This is a genomic window from Nocardia sp. NPDC102475 (genome assembly GCF_055584605.1).
On the sequence record NZ_JBVJLS010000023.1, the window covers coordinates 38,622 to 54,832 of the forward strand.

At 65.0% G+C, this 16,211-nt stretch carries 15 protein-coding genes; 9 read left to right on the forward strand and 6 right to left on the reverse strand.

The genetic code is table 11. The features are described from left to right. Window positions 1–93 precede the first annotated feature (93 nt). Window positions 94–630, reverse strand: coding sequence for a GtrA family protein (locus ACZ60G_RS33455; protein ID WP_245720867.1), 537 nt, complete (start codon window positions 628–630; stop codon window positions 94–96). Between the two features lie 108 nt (window positions 631–738). Between ACZ60G_RS33455 and ACZ60G_RS33460 the strand changes: the two genes are divergently transcribed. Both ACZ60G_RS33460 and ACZ60G_RS33465 read left to right on the forward strand, forming a co-directional pair. Then, a complete protein-coding gene (locus ACZ60G_RS33460) occupies window positions 739–1,719 on the forward strand; it encodes a glycosyltransferase (protein ID WP_465815256.1) in 981 nt (326 codons plus the stop codon). Further along, complete coding sequence (locus ACZ60G_RS33465) at window positions 1,716–3,302, forward strand: DUF2142 domain-containing protein (protein WP_465815257.1); 1,587 nt, start codon at window positions 1,716–1,718, stop codon at window positions 3,300–3,302. The genes ACZ60G_RS33460 and ACZ60G_RS33465 overlap by 4 nt, the downstream gene beginning before the upstream one ends. Before the next feature lies 1 nt (window position 3,303). On the opposite strand, the gene rfbB is transcribed toward ACZ60G_RS33465, so the two are convergent. Next, on the reverse strand, window positions 3,304–4,311 hold the full coding sequence (gene rfbB / locus ACZ60G_RS33470) for a dTDP-glucose 4,6-dehydratase (protein ID WP_465815258.1): 1,008 nt from the start codon (window positions 4,309–4,311) through the stop codon (window positions 3,304–3,306). 305 nt (window positions 4,312–4,616) lie between these two features. On the opposite strand from rfbB, the gene ACZ60G_RS33475 reads away from it, so the two are divergent. Continuing rightward, the gene (locus ACZ60G_RS33475; protein WP_465815259.1) at window positions 4,617–5,333 is read left to right on the forward strand and encodes a DUF8020 domain-containing protein; all 717 of its coding nucleotides are present in this window, start codon (window positions 4,617–4,619) and stop codon (window positions 5,331–5,333) included. A 289-nt stretch (window positions 5,334–5,622) separates the two neighbouring features. Here the strand turns inward: ACZ60G_RS33475 and ACZ60G_RS33480 are convergent, their stop codons facing one another. After that, a complete protein-coding gene (locus ACZ60G_RS33480; protein ID WP_465815260.1) occupies window positions 5,623–6,630 on the reverse strand; it encodes an alpha/beta hydrolase in 1,008 nt (335 codons plus the stop codon). Between the two features lie 221 nt (window positions 6,631–6,851). On the opposite strand from ACZ60G_RS33480, the gene rfbA reads away from it, so the two are divergent. Further along, on the forward strand, window positions 6,852–7,724 hold the full coding sequence (gene rfbA, locus ACZ60G_RS33485) for a glucose-1-phosphate thymidylyltransferase RfbA (protein ID WP_387295794.1): 873 nt from the start codon (window positions 6,852–6,854) through the stop codon (window positions 7,722–7,724). A 3-nt stretch (window positions 7,725–7,727) separates the two neighbouring features. Next, on the forward strand, window positions 7,728–8,276 hold the full coding sequence (locus ACZ60G_RS33490; RefSeq protein WP_465815261.1) for a dTDP-4-dehydrorhamnose 3,5-epimerase family protein: 549 nt from the start codon (window positions 7,728–7,730) through the stop codon (window positions 8,274–8,276). Window positions 8,277–8,344: 68 nt separating this feature from the next. Here ACZ60G_RS33490 and ACZ60G_RS33495 read toward each other — a convergent pair whose 3' ends face one another. Next, on the reverse strand, window positions 8,345–9,802 hold the full coding sequence (locus ACZ60G_RS33495) for an MFS transporter (protein WP_465815262.1): 1,458 nt from the start codon (window positions 9,800–9,802) through the stop codon (window positions 8,345–8,347). Window positions 9,803–9,887: 85 nt separating this feature from the next. Here ACZ60G_RS33495 and ACZ60G_RS33500 point away from each other — a divergent pair, with 85 nt between their 5' ends. Continuing rightward, complete coding sequence (locus tag ACZ60G_RS33500; RefSeq protein WP_465815263.1) at window positions 9,888–10,310, forward strand: MarR family winged helix-turn-helix transcriptional regulator; 423 nt, start codon at window positions 9,888–9,890, stop codon at window positions 10,308–10,310. 280 nt (window positions 10,311–10,590) lie between these two features. Here the strand turns inward: ACZ60G_RS33500 and ACZ60G_RS33505 are convergent, their stop codons facing one another. Together ACZ60G_RS33505 and ACZ60G_RS33510 are read right to left on the reverse strand one after the other, a co-directional pair. Further along, complete coding sequence (locus ACZ60G_RS33505) at window positions 10,591–11,466, reverse strand: helix-turn-helix domain-containing protein (RefSeq protein WP_465815264.1); 876 nt, start codon at window positions 11,464–11,466, stop codon at window positions 10,591–10,593. A 138-nt stretch (window positions 11,467–11,604) separates the two neighbouring features. Next, window positions 11,605–12,159 carry a DUF4282 domain-containing protein gene (locus tag ACZ60G_RS33510; protein ID WP_465815265.1) on the reverse strand — a complete coding sequence of 185 codons (555 nt, stop codon included), beginning with the start codon at window positions 12,157–12,159 and terminating at the stop codon, window positions 11,605–11,607. Between the two features lie 289 nt (window positions 12,160–12,448). Between ACZ60G_RS33510 and ACZ60G_RS33515 the strand changes: the two genes are divergently transcribed. The 3 genes from ACZ60G_RS33515 (at window position 12,449) to ACZ60G_RS33525 (ending at window position 16,183) form a co-directional block, all read left to right on the forward strand. Next, entirely contained in the window at window positions 12,449–12,928 is a 480-nt protein-coding gene (locus ACZ60G_RS33515; protein ID WP_465815266.1) for a hypothetical protein, read from the forward strand. A gap of 172 nt (window positions 12,929–13,100) precedes the next feature. Beyond that, window positions 13,101–15,350: a molybdopterin-dependent oxidoreductase gene (locus ACZ60G_RS33520; protein ID WP_465815267.1), complete on the forward strand. Its 2,250-nt coding sequence runs from the start codon at window positions 13,101–13,103 to the stop codon at window positions 15,348–15,350. Window positions 15,351–15,565: 215 nt separating this feature from the next. Continuing rightward, on the forward strand, window positions 15,566–16,183 hold the full coding sequence (locus ACZ60G_RS33525; protein WP_465815268.1) for a pyridoxamine 5'-phosphate oxidase family protein: 618 nt from the start codon (window positions 15,566–15,568) through the stop codon (window positions 16,181–16,183). Window positions 16,184–16,211 lie beyond the last annotated feature (28 nt).

Sequence of the window (16,211 nt, forward strand, 5' to 3'; positions counted from 1 at the left end):
GACAGACACGCCCCTGGATGCCTTCGCGGCGGGTGCGAGGATATCAATCAGGCTCGGCGACTGCCTGTCCAGGAACCGGGGCGGTCCTGCTAGTTATGGTTGCTTGTCATTAGCCGAACTGTCCGAAGAACCGACGAATACGAATTTGTCGTAGGCCCAGTAGCGAAATACCACCGCGACGATCTGGCCGATGAGCGTGCCGGAAATGTTGTCCGACAGCGGTGAAGACAGGTCGAGCACGTACCGGGAGAACCCGAGACAACCTAGTTGCAGGCCGATAGCGACGACATTGAATATGGCATACAAGAGGTACTCGCGCCCGGGATTATCGGATTTCTTGTGCCCGAAGGTCCACCACTTGTTGCCGAAGTAGGTCACCACCGTGGCCACCGCGATCGCGATGATCTTGGCGGGCAGCGGCGCGTGGTACAGCACGCCCTCGCCGCCCCAGAACACCAGCAGGTTGTAGGTGCCCGCGTCCACGAGGAAACCGATCGCGCCGACCACCAGGAAAGCGCCGCCGCGCCGCAGTGCGGCGATCACCTTCGCGGTCAGCGGCTCGTCAACGGGCGTCGATTGCGGTGAGCCGGACCGTTCGGAGAATGACACGGGCTGCTCTGGGTAAGACACCCGGCGACGGTACCCCAGTAGGCTCGGTGAACCGAGTGAGCACCAATAGGTACCGCCCTGTACCCTCCCGGTGTTCCCCATTCACCGCCGACATCGAGGATTGACCGGGTGGACTCCACCGAGCTCCGAATTGCCGCAGTGGTGCCATGCCACAACGAGGAGGCTTCGGTCGCCAAGGTCGTCGCCGACCTGCAGGCCGCCGTGCCGGGAATCGTCGTCTACGTCTACGACAACCGCAGCACCGACGCGACCGCCGAACGGGCCCGCGCCGCCGGTGCGATCGTGCGCCACGAACACACCAAGGGCAAGGGCAATGTGGTGCGCCGCGCCTTCGCCGATATCGAGGCCGATATCTATCTGATGATCGACGGCGACGACACCTACGAGGCGTCGGCCGCACCGCTGATGATCAAGACACTGCTCGACGGTCCGTACGACCATGTGCTCGGCGTCCGCAAACAGGACGAGGGCGCATCGGCCTACCGCTCCGGCCACGAGACCGGCAACAGGGTGCTCAACGGCGTGGTCGGAAAGGTGTTCGGCGAGAACGTCGACGATATGCTCAGCGGCTTCCGGGTGTTCTCGCGCCGGTTCGTGAAGAGCTTCCCCGCCGTCTCGCGCGAGTTCGAGATCGAAACCGAGCTGACCGTGCATTCCCTGCATCTGCGGGTGCCGCAGACCGCGGTTCCGGTCGGCTTCCGTGATCGGCCCGCGGGCAGTGAGAGCAAGCTGCGCACCTACCACGACGGATTCAAGATCCTGGCACTGATCATCGGCCTGGCCAGACATGAGCGGCCGGTCGCGTTCTACGGGCTGTTCGGCACGCTGAGCTGGCTGGTCTCGATCATCCTGACCATTCCGATCGTGGTCGAGTTCTACAACACCCATGAGGTGCCCCGCTTCCCGACGCTGTTCCTCGGATTCACCTTGCTGCTGCTCGGCAGCCTGGCCTGGACCGCGGGGCTGATCCTGGACGGCATCCGGCGCTCCCGGCACGAGGCCGCCCGGCTGGTCTACCTGCGGTACTCGGCCGTCGGCGCGGACGACGCGCATGGTGGTGACGTAAACACCGGTGGAGCAGAGCGTTGACCACCTCGGCGGATCGAACCGCAACCGCCGCGAATTCGGAACCCGAGACCACGGACAACGATGTCGCGACAGCCGAATCCGCTGCCGCCGAACCTGATTCGAGCAAACCGAATCCGGCACGTGATTTCGGACGCCGGATCGTGGGCCGCTTCGGCGCCGCGACGGTCGCCTTCACCATCATCGTCACGGTCTTCGGCGCACTGTTCGCCTGGATCACCCCGCCGTTCTGGGGCCACGACGAAATCACCCAGTTCGGCCGTGCCTACCAGGTCGCGCACGGCGGCTTCCTGCCGCAGCGGATCCACGACGAGCGCGGCATCTCCTATGGCGGCGACGTGCCGATCAGCATCACCCAGCTGATGGGCTACGCGCTGCACGACTACAGCACCAATCCGGAAGAGCCGGATCAGATGGTGGCCGATCCCGGCAGCTATGCCCGGATGGAAGGCGCCGCGGTTTCGAAGACCGAAGAGCCGGTCTGGTTCACCAATACCGCCGCCTACTCGCCGGTCCCGTATATTCCTGCGGCCATTGGCATTCGGGTCGCCGAGCTGTTCGGACTGAATGTCGGCGCGATGATGCTGCTGACCCGCCTCGCGGGCCTGGCCACCTACCTCGCCCTGGTCGGATTCGGTCTGCGTGCCCTGCGCGCACACCGGGTGCAGTGGCTGGCGTTCACCGTCGCCGTGCTGCCGATCGCGGTCTTCCAGGCGGGCACCGTCACCGCCGACACCATGACCAACGCGCTGGCCATCCTGGTTTCGGCCTTGCTGGTCAAGGCACTGTTCCTGGGTGATGGTCTCGGTCGCACCGAGACGGCCGCGCTACTGGGCGCGACCCTGCTGCTGCCGGTCAGCAAGCCGACCTACGTGCTGCTCGCCATGCTCGTGGTACTGGTGCCGGCGAACCGGTTCGCCCTCGGCGGTGCGGCCGGTTGGAAGCGTTTCATCCCATGGGGTTTCGCGGGACTGGGCGCGCTGGCTTTCGCGGTCTGGATGAAGATTGCGGGACCGACTACCGACGGTATGGGCCTGATGCGCCCACAGCACCAGTGGAATTCGGTGCGGCCGAGCGATCAGTTGCACGGAATCCTCACCGACCCGGTGAATTTCGTGAATACCTTCGGCGAGAGCATCGCCCTGCGCGATCAGCGGTGGCTCATCCAGTTCTTCGGTGAACTCGGCTTCGCCTACATCGATGTCCCCGCATTGTCGATACTGGCCTGCCTGCTCGCCTTCGCGGTCAGCATCAGCATCGCGGATCGGATGAATACGGCGACGGCCACCTTCCGGCGCACACTGATCGTCGCACTGACGCTGCTCGCGAGCGTCGCGATGATCTACGTGACGCTGTACATGTCGTTCACGCCGGTCGGCTACTACATTATCGACGGTGTCCAGGGCCGATACTTCGTGCCGCTGGCGATCGTCGCACTGGTGGTGCTGCTGCGCTGGATGCCGTTGCGGCTCACCGACGTTCGCGGCCAGACCCCGACCAAGGGTCCGGCCGTCGCCGTCATCGCGGCCACACTGGTAGCGCTGATCGCCGCGCTGTGGAAGTACTACTCGATCGTCTGGGGCTGACTCAGGCGTTGATGGTCGTTTCGCCCGCCGCGGTGTAGGCGCGCTCGGTCGTGGCTTTGGCTGGGCGCCACCAGGATTCGTTGTCGCGGTACCACCGGATGGTCGCGGCGAGCCCGGCAGCGAAGTCGGAATAGCGTGGCGTCCAACCGAGTTCGGTGCGCAGCAGCGTCGCATCGATGGCGTAGCGCTGATCGTGACCCGCCCGGTCGGTGACGTGATCGAAATCGTCCGGATCGCGGTCGAAGGCCTGCAGGATCATCCGCACCACGGACTTGTTGTCGAGTTCACCGTCCGCGCCGATCAGATAGGTCTGCCCGGTTCGCCCGCGTTCCAGGATGTCCCACACCGCGCGGTTGTGGTCGTCGACGTGGATCCAGTCGCGCACCTGGTGGCCTGCACCGTAGAGCCGCGGCCGCACGCCGTCGATGAGGTTGGTGATCTGGCGCGGGATGAACTTCTCCACGTGCTGATACGGCCCGTAGTTGTTGCTGCAGTTGGAGATCGTCGCGCGGACGCCGAACGAGCGGGTCCAGGCGCGCACCAGCAGATCGCTCGAGGCCTTGGTGGCCGAGTAGGGGCTGGACGGGTTGTAGGGGGTGTCCTCGTCGAATGCGGGTCCGTCCGGTGTGAGATCGCCGTAGACCTCGTCGGTGGAGACATGGTGGTAGCGCACGTCGTGGCGGCGTACCGCTTGCAGCAGCGAGTAGGTACCGACGATATTGGTCTGCACGAACGGCCAGGGTTCGGCGAGGGAGTTGTCGTTATGCGATTCGGCGGCGAAGTGGACCACGGCGTCGACACCGGAGACGAGCTCGTCGACCAGATCCAGATCGGCGATGTCACCGTGCACGAAGTCGATGCGGTCGGCCACCGGCTCGAGCGAGGCCCGATTTCCCGCGTAGGTCAAAGCGTCAAGGACGGTCACGGTGGCGTCGGGACGCTCTGCCACGGTCTGTTGGACGAAATTCGCACCGATGAATCCGGCCCCGCCGGTTACGAGCAATCGCACCCCATGACCTTACGTCGCCCGCTGGTCCCGCTCGCGTCGGATCCGTTCGGCCGTATTCACCCGCGCGACCAGGATTTCAATCTGTGATGTTCATCATACTAGACAATCTCGAAGAAAGACGCGTGATTCAGTTCTTTGTGAAAAAGCATGGTCAGCGCGAACATTTCCAAGAACCCACCAAACCTCGAGTCGCGATGGTGAACAAAATTTGAATTAACGGTCACAACCGGTTCACCATGCGTTAGCTGGTCTAGATTTCGATCGTCTAGTCCCCTCCGAACGCTTCACATCGAGGTCCAAAACAAATGCTGATGAGGAAATTCGCCGCGACTTCGGCCCTGCTGATCGCCGCCATGGGCGTCACCGCAGGCACCGTCAACGCGGCACCGGCGGAATCCGCCGACGCCCCGATCAACTTCACCGCGAACGCCACCGACACCCAGTCGATCATCTCGATCGACTCCGGCTCGCTGGTTGTCGAGGACAACGCCCTCAAGATCAAGGCCGCCAACGGCACCACCGTCGCGGGCACCCCGCTGACCTTCCGCGTCGACGACTTCGAGTTCCCGATCGCCGCGGACGTCGCCGACCACACCGCCACCCTCACCCCGCAGCTCGACATGGCGAAGGCCACCTACAAGCCGGTCGCGCTGCCCTACGAGGACCAGGCTCCGTTCAAGAGCCAATACGACCGTGAGCTGGCCGCCTTCAACCGCATGAAGGACACCATCGCCATGGGCGCCACCATCGGCACCCTGGTCGGCGGCCTCGGCGGCGGCGCCCTCGGCTGCGTCCTGGGCGGTATCGCCGGTGCCACGGTCGCCTCGGCCACCATCGTCGGTCTGTTCGGCGCGTTCATCCCGGCCGCGGCCGTCGGCTGCGTCGCCGGCATCCTCGCCGTCGGTGCGCTGGGCACCCTGCTCGGTCAGATCTTCATCACGGCTCCGGTCGCGATCGGTGCGGCGATCCAGTACTTCGCCACCACCAGCGCGCCGTTCAACCCGCCCGCGCCGGCGAAGTAAGTCGCACAACGGCTCCACACAACTGAAAACGAGCCCAGGAAACCCCGCCCGGTCATCGATCTGGCGGGGTTTCCGTTTGCTGAATGCCGCTCGGCCGAAATGGCCGGGCGGAGTTTGCGCATAACGAGGGCTGTGATCTGTCCGGTGGCGAACTAATTTCAACCGTCGCCGACGTGAACAAAAAGTAAATAAAGTTCAACCAAACGGCGTTGCAAAGAACCCCGCCCCGGACCGCCGCCGAAGGGCGAGGTCCGGATGCGGGGTTCGCGACTCGTCCGGCCGATCCAGGTCAAGCCGTCCGAGCCTGTTGGGGCTGCTCGAGGCGGGCACGCACGAACCGGGAGACCCGGGCCAATGCCATCCTGCTCTCGGGCAGATTCGGGGCTATCGCCATGAAGGCATGCACCTGACCGCGCCAGATCTCCAGCGCGTTCGGGACACCGGCCGCGGTCAGCCTGCGGGCCATGAGCTCGCAGTCGTAGCGCAGCATCTCGTCTTCGGCGGTGATCAGCAGCACCGGCGGCAGACTCGCCAAGGCGCCGTTTACCGGCGACACCAGCGGATCCAGCACCCCATCCACCTCGGCGCCGATCCGCACCACCGCCTCCAGCGCGGACAGCGGCAGATAGGGATCGCGCGCGACATTCATATAGCCGCGCTTGGCGGCGTAGTCCAGATCGAGCAGTGGACTCAGCCCGATCAGCCCACCCGGCGACGGCAGCCCGGACTCGATCGCGCGCAGTGCGGTGGCGAAGGCGAGGAAGCCGCCCGCCGAATCGCCCGCGAACATGATCCTGGCCGGATCCGCGCCGTGCCGCAGCAGCCAGCGGTAGGCGGTCACGCAGTCCTCGATCGCAGCGGAGACACTGTTCCCGGGCAGCTGACGATAGCCGACATTGACGACCGGCAGTCCGGTGCGCCGGGCCAGGCTGGCCGCGATCGGGCGATGAGTGCCGAGCCCGCAGACGGCGAAGCCGCCACCGTGCATATACAGCACCGCGCCGTGCCGCAGGGCGCGCGAGCCACCCGAGGGACGCAGGATCTCCATCCGAAAACCGTTCAGCGTCACCTGTTCTCGATCGACACCGCGCGGCTGCGGCCGCAGTCGCGCCAGACCGTCGATTGCGAGAGCACCGATCGGGATGGTCGTGCGGCTGACCGGAAACATGCGCAGCACCGGCCGCACCGCACCGAGGCAGGTCGCCAGCAGCAATCGGGCCGATGCGCTCGGACCGTCCGGGTTCATCAACAGACCCGGATCACCTGCGTCGAATTCACTCCCGCTGATCCCTACCATCGCGCACCTACCTCACACTGGCGCGCCGAATCCGACCGAACGGTTCTCAAGGCGAGAGTCGACGCTGACATCTCACACGCTGATGTTTCACAACACCATAGCGTGATCTACGCTACATATATCGCCCGCCACGCCGGAACACCAAACGTTCGTGATCAATTCGTAGGCGAGTCGGAACCTCGCCGAAGCCGAGCTGGATGCGCCTGGCAGACTCGATGACCATGCGCGGAATCATCTTGGCCGGTGGCACCGGATCCCGGTTGCACCCGATCACGCGCGGGGTGAGCAAGCAGCTGGTCCCGGTCTACGACAAGCCGATGGTCTACTACCCGCTGTCCACGCTCATGCTGGCGGGCATCAGGGACATCCTGGTGATCACCACCCCGGAGGACGCCGACGCGTTCGCCCGCCTACTCGGCGACGGCTCACAGTTCGGCATCTCGATCAGCTATGTGGTGCAACCGGAACCGGACGGACTCGCCAAGGCGTTCGTCCTCGGGGCCGACCACATCGGCGGCGAGAGCGCCGCATTGGTCCTCGGCGACAATATCTTCCACGGTCCAGGCCTGGGCACCAGCCTAGAGCGCTTCGCCGCGATCGACGGCGGCGCGGTCTTCGCGTATTGGGTCTCGGATCCGACCGCCTACGGTGTCGTCGAATTCACCGAGGGCCGAGCGGTTTCGATCGAGGAGAAGCCGAAGGTGCCGCGGTCCAACTACGCCATTCCCGGGCTGTATTTCTATGACAACGATGTCGTGGAGATCGCGCGCGGGCTGCGGCCCTCGGCGCGCGGCGAATACGAGATCACCGATATCAATCGCGCCTATCTGGAACAGGATCGGCTGCGCGTGGACGTCCTCGCCCGCGGCACCGCCTGGTTGGATACCGGCACCTTCGACTCGCTGCTGGACGCCGCCAACTACGTGCGCACCATCGAACAGCGGCAGGGCCTGAAAATCGCCGTGCCGGAAGAGGTCGCGTGGCGGCAGGGCTTCATCGACGACGAACAGCTGTGCGCGCTGGCCGAACCGCTGGTTCGCTCCGGCTACGGGACGTATCTGCTCGATCTGCTCGAGCGCGGACGGGATTGGTGAACGATGGAGTTCCGTGAACTCGCCGTGCCGGGGGCATGGGTGATCACCCCGCGCCAATTCGGCGACGAGCGCGGCATGTTCTGCGAATCGTTCAAGGCCTCGGAATTCGAGAAGGTGACCGGTCGGCCGTTCGATCTGCGCCAGGTCAACTGCTCGGTCTCGGCGGCCGGGGTGCTACGCGGCATCCACTACACCGAGGATCCGCCGGGTCAGGCCAAATATGTGACCTGCGTGCGCGGCGCGTTCCTCGATGTCGTCGTCGATCTGCGGCCCGGGTCGCCCACCTACGGACGCTGGGACAGCGTGGTGCTCGACGATGTCGATCGGCGCTCGATGTACCTGTCCGAGGGTCTCGGCCATGCGATCCTGTCGCTGGCGGATCACTCCACCGTCACCTATCTCTGTTCGATCGAGTACACGCCCGAATTCGACAGGGATATGGATGCCTTCGATCCGCGGCTGGGCATCGAATGGCCGAGGGTCGGTCTGGACGGTCGCCCGCTGACCTATATCCGATCCCCGAAAGACGCTGCCGCTCCGCCCTTCTCATGAAACGCCGAACGCCACCGCCCCCGATGAGGAGGGAGCGGTGACGTCGGCTTACCGTCGGCGGAGGGGATTCAGCCGACGAGTTCCAATTCCGGCTCCTGCGCCCGCGCCTTGGCACGCTTGGGCAGGTAAGCCGTCAGGGCGATGAGCGCGCCGACAATGGCGACGCCCGCCGCGAATTGCAGTCCGGGCCGGAAGTTGTCGAGCATCGCGGACGGAGTGCTCGCGCCGCGGTCACCCGAAGAGATGATCGCGGTATTCACCGCGAGCACGATGGCCGCGCCGACCTGCATGGAGGTCTGCAGCACACCGGCCGCCAGGCCCTGCTCATCGTCATCGATGCCGTTGGTCGCCTGAATATTGATGGCGGGGAAGCCGACCCAGCCGATGCCGATCAGCAGCACGGCGGGCAGGATCATCGTCAGATAGGACGGGGTGGTGTTCAGCCGCAGGAACAGCAGGTAGCCGATGGCCATCACGACCATGGTGATCGCGATGATCGGCCCGGTACCGAACCGGTCGACGAGCTTATCGGAGAAGAACGCCGACGCGACGACCAGCAGACCGACCGGCAGCAGCGCCATGGCCAGCTTCAGTGGCGACCAGCCCAGTGAATCCTGCATGTACAGGGTCACGATGAACTGCCAGCTGAAATACGAACCCGCCACCGCGATGATCGCGAGGCTGGCCCGCACCAGCGTCACCTTTCGCAGAATGCCGAGGCGCACCAGCGGGTACTTCACCTTCTTCTCCACCGCGACGAATCCGGCGAAGAGCACCGCGGCACCGACGAACGAACCGATGGTGCGCGCCGAGCCCCAGCCCACCTCGGGCGCGGAGACGACGGTGTAGACCAGTAGCAGCATGCCCGCGGTGGACAGCAGCGCACCGAGGATGTCGTGCCCGCCCTCCTCGGCGGCCTCGTCCTTGGGCACCAGCACCCAGGCCGCGGCCAGCGCGGCGAGCGCGATCGGGACCGGAAGCAGGAAGGTCCAGCGCCAGCCGATGCCGGTCATCAGACCGCCGAACAGCAGACCCATGGAGTATCCGCCCGCACCGAACACGGTGTAGATGGACAGCGCCTTATTGCGGGCCGGGCCCTCGGCGAAGTTGGTGGTGATGATGGACAGACCGGTCGGGGCGGTGAACGCCGCGGCCAGCCCCTTGATGAAACGGGTCAGAATCAGCAGCGGCCCCGAGGTGACCAGACCGCCCGCCAGCGAAGCCACCGCGAAGACGGCGAGCGCGATCAGGAAGACCTTGCGCCGCCCGAGCAGATCGGCGGTGCGGCCGCCGAGCAGCAGCAGGCCGCCGTAACCCAGCACATAGCCGCTGACCAGCCACTGCAGGGTGGAAGTCGACAGATCCAGTTCGGTGCCGATGGACGGCAGCGCCACACCGATCATCGAGACGTCGAGACCGTCGAGGAACAACACAATGCAGAGGGTGATCAGCATGCCCCAGAGACGGGTGGACCATCTGATCGGATCGGTCGCCGTCGCGGCCGAAAGGGTTGCTGCAGAAGTCATGGGCGGAACATTACATGCGTCGACATTAAATGCCAACACATTTAATGCGCTTGCATCGGACTGTGTGGAGCACTAGGATAGGGCCATGTCGAAGCCGTCGACAACACAATTAGCGGGGCGCGATGTGGCGCCCACCGGGTTGGTCGCCGAGTGGCGTGAGCTGCTCGACCGGCACGCCGCAGTGAGCTGTGCGCTCGAGAAGGAACTGCAGGGCAAGCACGATATCGGCCTCAGCGAGTTCGAGACGCTGGACCGGCTGGTCGACGCGGCCTGCGGCGACTATCGGATGAGCGATCTGGCCAACGACATCTACCTGAGCCAGAGCGCCCTCTCCCGCGCGGTGGCGCGGCTGGAGCGCGACGGACTGGTTTCGCGCAGTATGTGCGCCGAGGATCGGCGCGCGATCTTCGTCTGCCTGACCGAGAAGGGTCGCGAGGTCTACGAGTCGGCGCTGCCGACCCATCGCGACGTGCTCCAGCGAACCTGGGGTAATCGACAGAAGTGCTGAGTGGCCCGTACACATTCGGTGCCGGACAAATCGACTCTGCCGACCACCACGGAGCGAGTCTTACGAGCGCCGTGCTCGAGCGGACCTGGGGTGGGCAGAAGTGCTAGATAGCTAGCATCCACGCCTTCCCGCCCCGACGGAGCGAGTCTTACGAGCGAGGAGTTCGCGGCCCGTCTCGCGTCCGAGTCGTCGAAGCGCATGCGCCGCAGGCGCGAGTCTCGACGACTCGGACGCGAGACACCAGGGGGCCGCGAACACGCCGCGCCGAAGGCGCGGCAAATCAGATAGAGCCGCGCGCTTCCTCGATGCCGGTGCGCGCATCCGCGGCGACCGACTTGATGTTCGCGAAAGCCGTTCGGTAGCGCCCGATTTCGTGATCCTTGTCCAGGTACACCGGACCGGTGAACGCCTCGACGTAGACCACCGGCGGCTCCCGCAGCTCCACCTGCGCGGTATCGGCGAATTCGAGCAGGACGAACGGGCCCGAATCCATGCCGTCGTGATAGCCGGAATCCGAGGGCACCAACTGGATTCGCACATTCGGCAGGTCGCACATGCGCCGCAGGTGTGCGAGCTGTTCGACGGTCACCTCGGCACCACCGACCCGCCGCCACAGCACCGATTCGCTGATCACCACATCCAGCTGCAGCGGCGAATCCTTGCGGGTGAGCAACGCCTGCCGGGCCATGCGCAGCTGCACCCGGCGTTCGATCTCGGTCTCCGACGCCTCCGGACGCGCGGACTTCAGCAGCGCGCGGGTGTATGCCTCGGTCTGCAGCAGTCCGGGGATCAGCTCGTTCTCATAGGTGGCCAGGGCTCGCGCGGCCTCCTCGAGACCGATGTACACCTCGAAACCCTCGGCGATCACATCGCTGTAGCCGGTCCACCAACCCCTGGCCTTGGTCTCCTTGGCCAGTGCGGTCAACGGTTCGACGAGATCGGTTGGCGCACCGTAGATCTTGCACATGGCCTCGACGTCCAGGCTGCGCAATGAGGTCTGCCCGGTTTCGATCCGCCAGATCTTGGCCTCGGACCATTCGAGCTGCTGGGCCGCCATCCGAGTGGTCATCCTGGCCCGATTGCGCAGATCACGCAGATGTCGGCCGAGCTGCCTGCGCGGCATGGTCGATCCGGTTGTGCCCTGCGGTAAACCCATGCTTCCCCCTCGGATATCCGAACAGCATTGTTTCACAGTAAATCCGACACAGGTCACGATCGGCGTCGCACACAGGCCAAGGGCGCAACAGCGACGAACAGGTTCCCGCAGGCGATGATCCGGCAATTCAGCCCAGTTCTACTTACGTGCGCCGCGGTTGCGGAAACGCCAGAACTGCACGGCGCGAACGTCTTCGGAGAGCTGATTGACCGGCTCGGCGACATCGGAAAGCGCCTGGAACAGATCGTCGGCGAGATCGGCGATGTGCTCGACCTTGGTGGCCAGCTTGGACGCGTTCTCCAGGAATTCGAGCAGCAGGCGTACGACGGCCGCGATGGTCAGGCCGAGCGGTATCGCGATCAAGGCGGCCAGCACGCCGAGCACCGCGGAGACATGCCACATCAGCACCGTCAGTGCGATAGGGATGCCGATCGCGAAGGCCAGGCCGAGCATGTAGGCCAGCGGCAGCAACGTCCTGGTCGCCGGGCGGTGGAATTGCACGTCGAGCAGGCCGCGGGCCGCATCGGCGGTCCAGGCCCGTGGACTTTCGAAGGGTTCGGCGGGTTCGGGCTCCGCGGTGCGCGAGAACCGCTTGGACGCGGTCTCTTTCCAAGTGATCCAGCGTGATTCGGTTTCGAACTCTGCCGAATCCGCCGCCCCGTCACGATTGGACTCATCTCGCCCGCCCGTCACCCGACCACCACCCCCCATCGAATCGCTACGCGATGCTCACCCATATGGCGATCCTTCCCCCAATCCGGCGCCCGGCCAATAGGAGTGGATTCACACCGACAGGTACGGCCGCATGGGACGGCGGCACGGCCCATCAAAAGAGGTGTCTCGGTGATAGCCGATCACTACCGGGTGAGACGAACCCGACAGTCACCAAGATCTTTTGTACAACCCGTAACGCCCACCCCACCCCGCCCCGATACCACCCACGTATGCAGGACCCAGATCTATCGGGGAATGGAGAAAGACAGTGCGCACCACGTTTCCGACTTCCGCATCGGCGGCAGAGATGACTGCCGCGGCGCAGGACTACATCCAGCGCGGGTGGACGATCGCTGAAACGACCAACGGAATCTGCCTGATCACGGATGAGGATCTGTCGGGTATCGAGATCAGCGGTGAGCTGGCCGGTGAGGTTCGCCGGTTCCTGCGCGCGAACAACCTGACCGGTCCGGTTATCGAGATTCCCGGCGCCGAGCGTCGCGAGATCCACTTGGTCACCGGCCTGCGCAAGGCCGCGATGGCGCTGGAGGCACTGCGCGAGGCGGGCGCCACCGTCTACACCGACGGCGACGGCATCCCGCTGCCCCCCACCCAGCTCACCACCGGCGAGGCCTGCTGGGGCGTGGCTCCCGGCGAGGCCCGCTGGATCCCGCCGGTAGTCGCGATCGGCGCGGCGGTTCGTTCGGCGCTCTCGCGTCACACGACCGTCAGCACCGTCGCCTGCTGAGCAGGCGTATCTATCCGGGCGGGGTCCGCACTGCCCTGACCGACTGAAGACCGGTATCCGTAGGAGCGAATACCGGTCTTTCGTGTTCCGGCGTGACGACTGATTTCGCGGGGAGTTACCGGTCATTCTTGTTCCTCGTGCGCGGAGATCCATCGCGCGCGATGATGGGGCTATGGCCCAGCTCACTGATGACTCCCGGACGCTTTTGCGGACCTGCCCGCTGTGCGAGGCGGTCTGCGGACTCGAGATCACACTCGACTCGAACGACCATGTGACCTCGGTTCGGGGGGATCGACAGGATCCGTTCAGCAAGGGGTTCATCTGCCCCAAGGGGGCCAGCTTCGGACATCTCGACGAAGATCCGGACCGGCTGACCGAACCGATGATCCGGGACCGGGCCACCGATACCTGGCGCACCGCATCCTGGACCGAGGCATTCGAGCTCATCGCCGCACGGTTCCCGGCGATCGTGGCCGAGCACGGAAATCAGTCGGCAGCGCTGTATCTCGGCAATCCGAACGCACATACCGTGGCGGGGGCGCTGTATGTGCCGGTGCTGATCCGGGCGCTCGGCACCAAGAATCTGTTTTCGGCGAGTACCGCCGATCAAATGCCCAAGCAGGTGGCGAGCGGGTTGATGTTCGGTGATCCGCTCACCGTGCCGGTGCCGGATCTGGATCGCACCGATTATCTGCTGATGCTGGGCGCGAATCCGCTGGAGTCGAACGGATCGCTGTGCACCGCACCGGATTTCCCGGGCCGGTTGAAGGCATTGCGCAAACGCGGCGGGAAATTCGTCGTGGTGGATCCGCGGGAAACGCGGACCGCGAAGCTGGCCGATGAGCATCTGTTCATCCGGCCGGGTAGCGATGCCTATCTGTTGTTCGGGATCGTGCACACATTGTTCGAACAAGGTCTGACCGATATCCGCGTGGATGTCGCGGGGCTGGACGAAGTGCGTGCGGCCGCCGCGGATTTCACGCCGGAGGTGGTTTCGGAACGGACCGGAATTCCCGCCGAGACGGTTATCCGGATCGCGCAGGAGTTGGCGGCCGCGCCGACCGCGGCGGTATATGCGCGAATCGGCACCTGCACAGCCGAATTCGGCACGCTGACACAGTGGTTGGTCGAGGTGATCAACGTGCTGACCGGCAACCTCGACTCACCCGGCGGCGCCATGTTCGCCAATGCGGCGGCGGGCGGTATCCCGCGCACCAAACCCTTCCGCACCGGGCGCTGGGCCAGCCGGGTACGCGGGCTGCCCGAGGCGATGGGTGAACTGCCGGTGGCGACCCTGGCCGATGAGATCACCACACCCGGCGCGGGGCAGGTGCGCGCGCTGGTGACCGTCGCGGGTAATCCGGTGCTGTCCGCGCCGAGCGGAGTCCGGTTGGATACGGCGTTCGCGCAATTGGACTTCATGGTCAGCGTGGACCGGTACCTGAACGAGACCACCCGGCATGCGGATGTGATCCTGCCGCCGCCGCGCTCGACGCAGTCGCCGCATTACGACTTCGCGTTGCTGCAGTTCGCGGTTCGCAATTACGCGCGGTACTCGCGGCCGCTGGTCCCGCTCGGCGATCGGCCTTCGGAGTCGGAGATCCTGGCCAGGCTCGGGGCCGCACTCACCGGGCAGCCCGCCGGACCGGAGGCGCTGAACGGCGTCGACGAACTGATCATCGCGGGCATGCTGCACAAGGCGGGCATACCGGAGCGGCGGCCCGAGCTCATCGGGTCCAACAGCACCGAGCAGCGCATCGACCTGATGCTGCGGCTCGGCCCCTATGGCGAGTGGAGTGCCGGCGCGAGCGACGGGCCCGGAGGCGGTAGCCTGCGTGACCACGAAGGGCCCCGGGAGCGCCCAGATCAATACAGCACGCTGAATCTGCAGGTGCTGCTGGACAATCCACATGGTGTCGATCTCGGACCTCTGCAGCCGCGCCTGCCCGGCGTGCTGCGGACGGCGTCCAAGCAGGTGGAGTTGGCGCCGCAGCCGCTGCTCGACGATGTCGCGCGGATGCGGGCCCGGCTCGCCGATGCCGCGCCGGATATGGTGTTGATCGGGCGGCGTCAACTGCGATCCAACAACAGTTGGATGCACAATATCCCGACGCTGGTCAGCGGGTCGAATACCTGCACGCTACATATCAATCCGGCGGATGTGGCGCGGTTGGGACTCGGCGATACCGCCGTGGTGAAGTCCGCCGCGGGGACGCTGACGGTACCGCTGGAGCCGACCGAGGCGATCATGCCCGGGGTGGTCAGCTTGCCGCACGGCTGGGGACATACCGACAGCACGCAGACGGTGGCCCGGGCGCATGCCGGGGTGAATGCCAATGTGCTGACCGATGATTCGGTGGTGGATGTGCCGTCCGGAAATGCGATCTTCAATGGCGTTCCGGTGACTTTGACCCCTGCCTGAGTTGCGCTCGATTCGACCGGCCGGCCAGTAAAAGTTCCGGCCGGTCGGATTGTAGCTATTTTCTGGAAACCCCTGCGCTAACTAAAGATTCAGTGCATTCTCAACATGGATTTTGCTGTGTTGCCAGACTAAAATGGACAGGATTTCGGTTTAGTCGCGGGCTCAGCGTCGAACCCGTTGCGGTGTGCCGGATTCCAGCTACCAGAGGGGGCGCGATGCCCGGTACACGTTGTGGCAGTGACGGTGAGCACGAACTACAGGACAGGTACGGTACGCAGGACCGCGCCGAACGCTTCTACCAAGATCAAGTACTCGATCAGCTGAACCCGACGATGATCGAATTCATCGCCAGGATGGATATGGCGTTCATCGCCACCGCGGACAAACACGGCGAATGCGACGCAAGCTTCCGTGCGGGCCTGCCCGGCTTTCTGCACGTGATCGACGAACGCACTCTTGCCTACCCGGAATACCGCGGCAACGGTGTGCACGCCAGCCTCGGCAACATCCTGGAGAACCCGCACGTAGGCATCCTGCTAATCGATTTCGTCCAGGATCTGATCGGATTGCACATCAATGGTTCGGCACGGATCGTGGACGACACCGCGCTGCGCCACAACGTCCCGGAACTACCGGAGAACCTCAAGGGAAGAGCCGCACAGCACTGGGTGGTGGTCGATGTGGAAGAGGCCTACATCCACTGCCGCAAACACATCCCCCATCTGGTCCCCGCCGCGCGCGAGCAGCGGGAGTGGGGCACCGACAACATCCGCGCCAAGGGCGGCGACTACTTCGGGGCGAAGGCGCAGGCCGACGCCCTTATTCCACGCTGACCGCATGCTCGACCCAGACGGAGCGAGT

Coding starts and splice junctions, on each gene's coding strand:
- ACZ60G_RS33475 (WP_465815259.1), top strand. CDS start 4,617: ATGCTGATGAGGAAATTCGCCGCGACTTCGGCCCTGCTGATCGCCGCC.
- ACZ60G_RS33480 (WP_465815260.1), bottom strand. CDS start 6,630: ATGGTAGGGATCAGCGGGAGTGAATTCGACGCAGGTGATCCGGGTCTG.
- rfbA (WP_387295794.1), top strand. CDS start 6,852: ATGCGCGGAATCATCTTGGCCGGTGGCACCGGATCCCGGTTGCACCCG.
- ACZ60G_RS33490 (WP_465815261.1), top strand. CDS start 7,728: ATGGAGTTCCGTGAACTCGCCGTGCCGGGGGCATGGGTGATCACCCCG.
- ACZ60G_RS33495 (WP_465815262.1), bottom strand. CDS start 9,802: ATGACTTCTGCAGCAACCCTTTCGGCCGCGACGGCGACCGATCCGATC.
- ACZ60G_RS33500 (WP_465815263.1), top strand. CDS start 9,888: ATGTCGAAGCCGTCGACAACACAATTAGCGGGGCGCGATGTGGCGCCC.
- ACZ60G_RS33505 (WP_465815264.1), bottom strand. CDS start 11,466: ATGGGTTTACCGCAGGGCACAACCGGATCGACCATGCCGCGCAGGCAG.
- ACZ60G_RS33520 (WP_465815267.1), top strand. CDS start 13,101: ATGGCCCAGCTCACTGATGACTCCCGGACGCTTTTGCGGACCTGCCCG.
- ACZ60G_RS33525 (WP_465815268.1), top strand. CDS start 15,566: ATGCCCGGTACACGTTGTGGCAGTGACGGTGAGCACGAACTACAGGAC.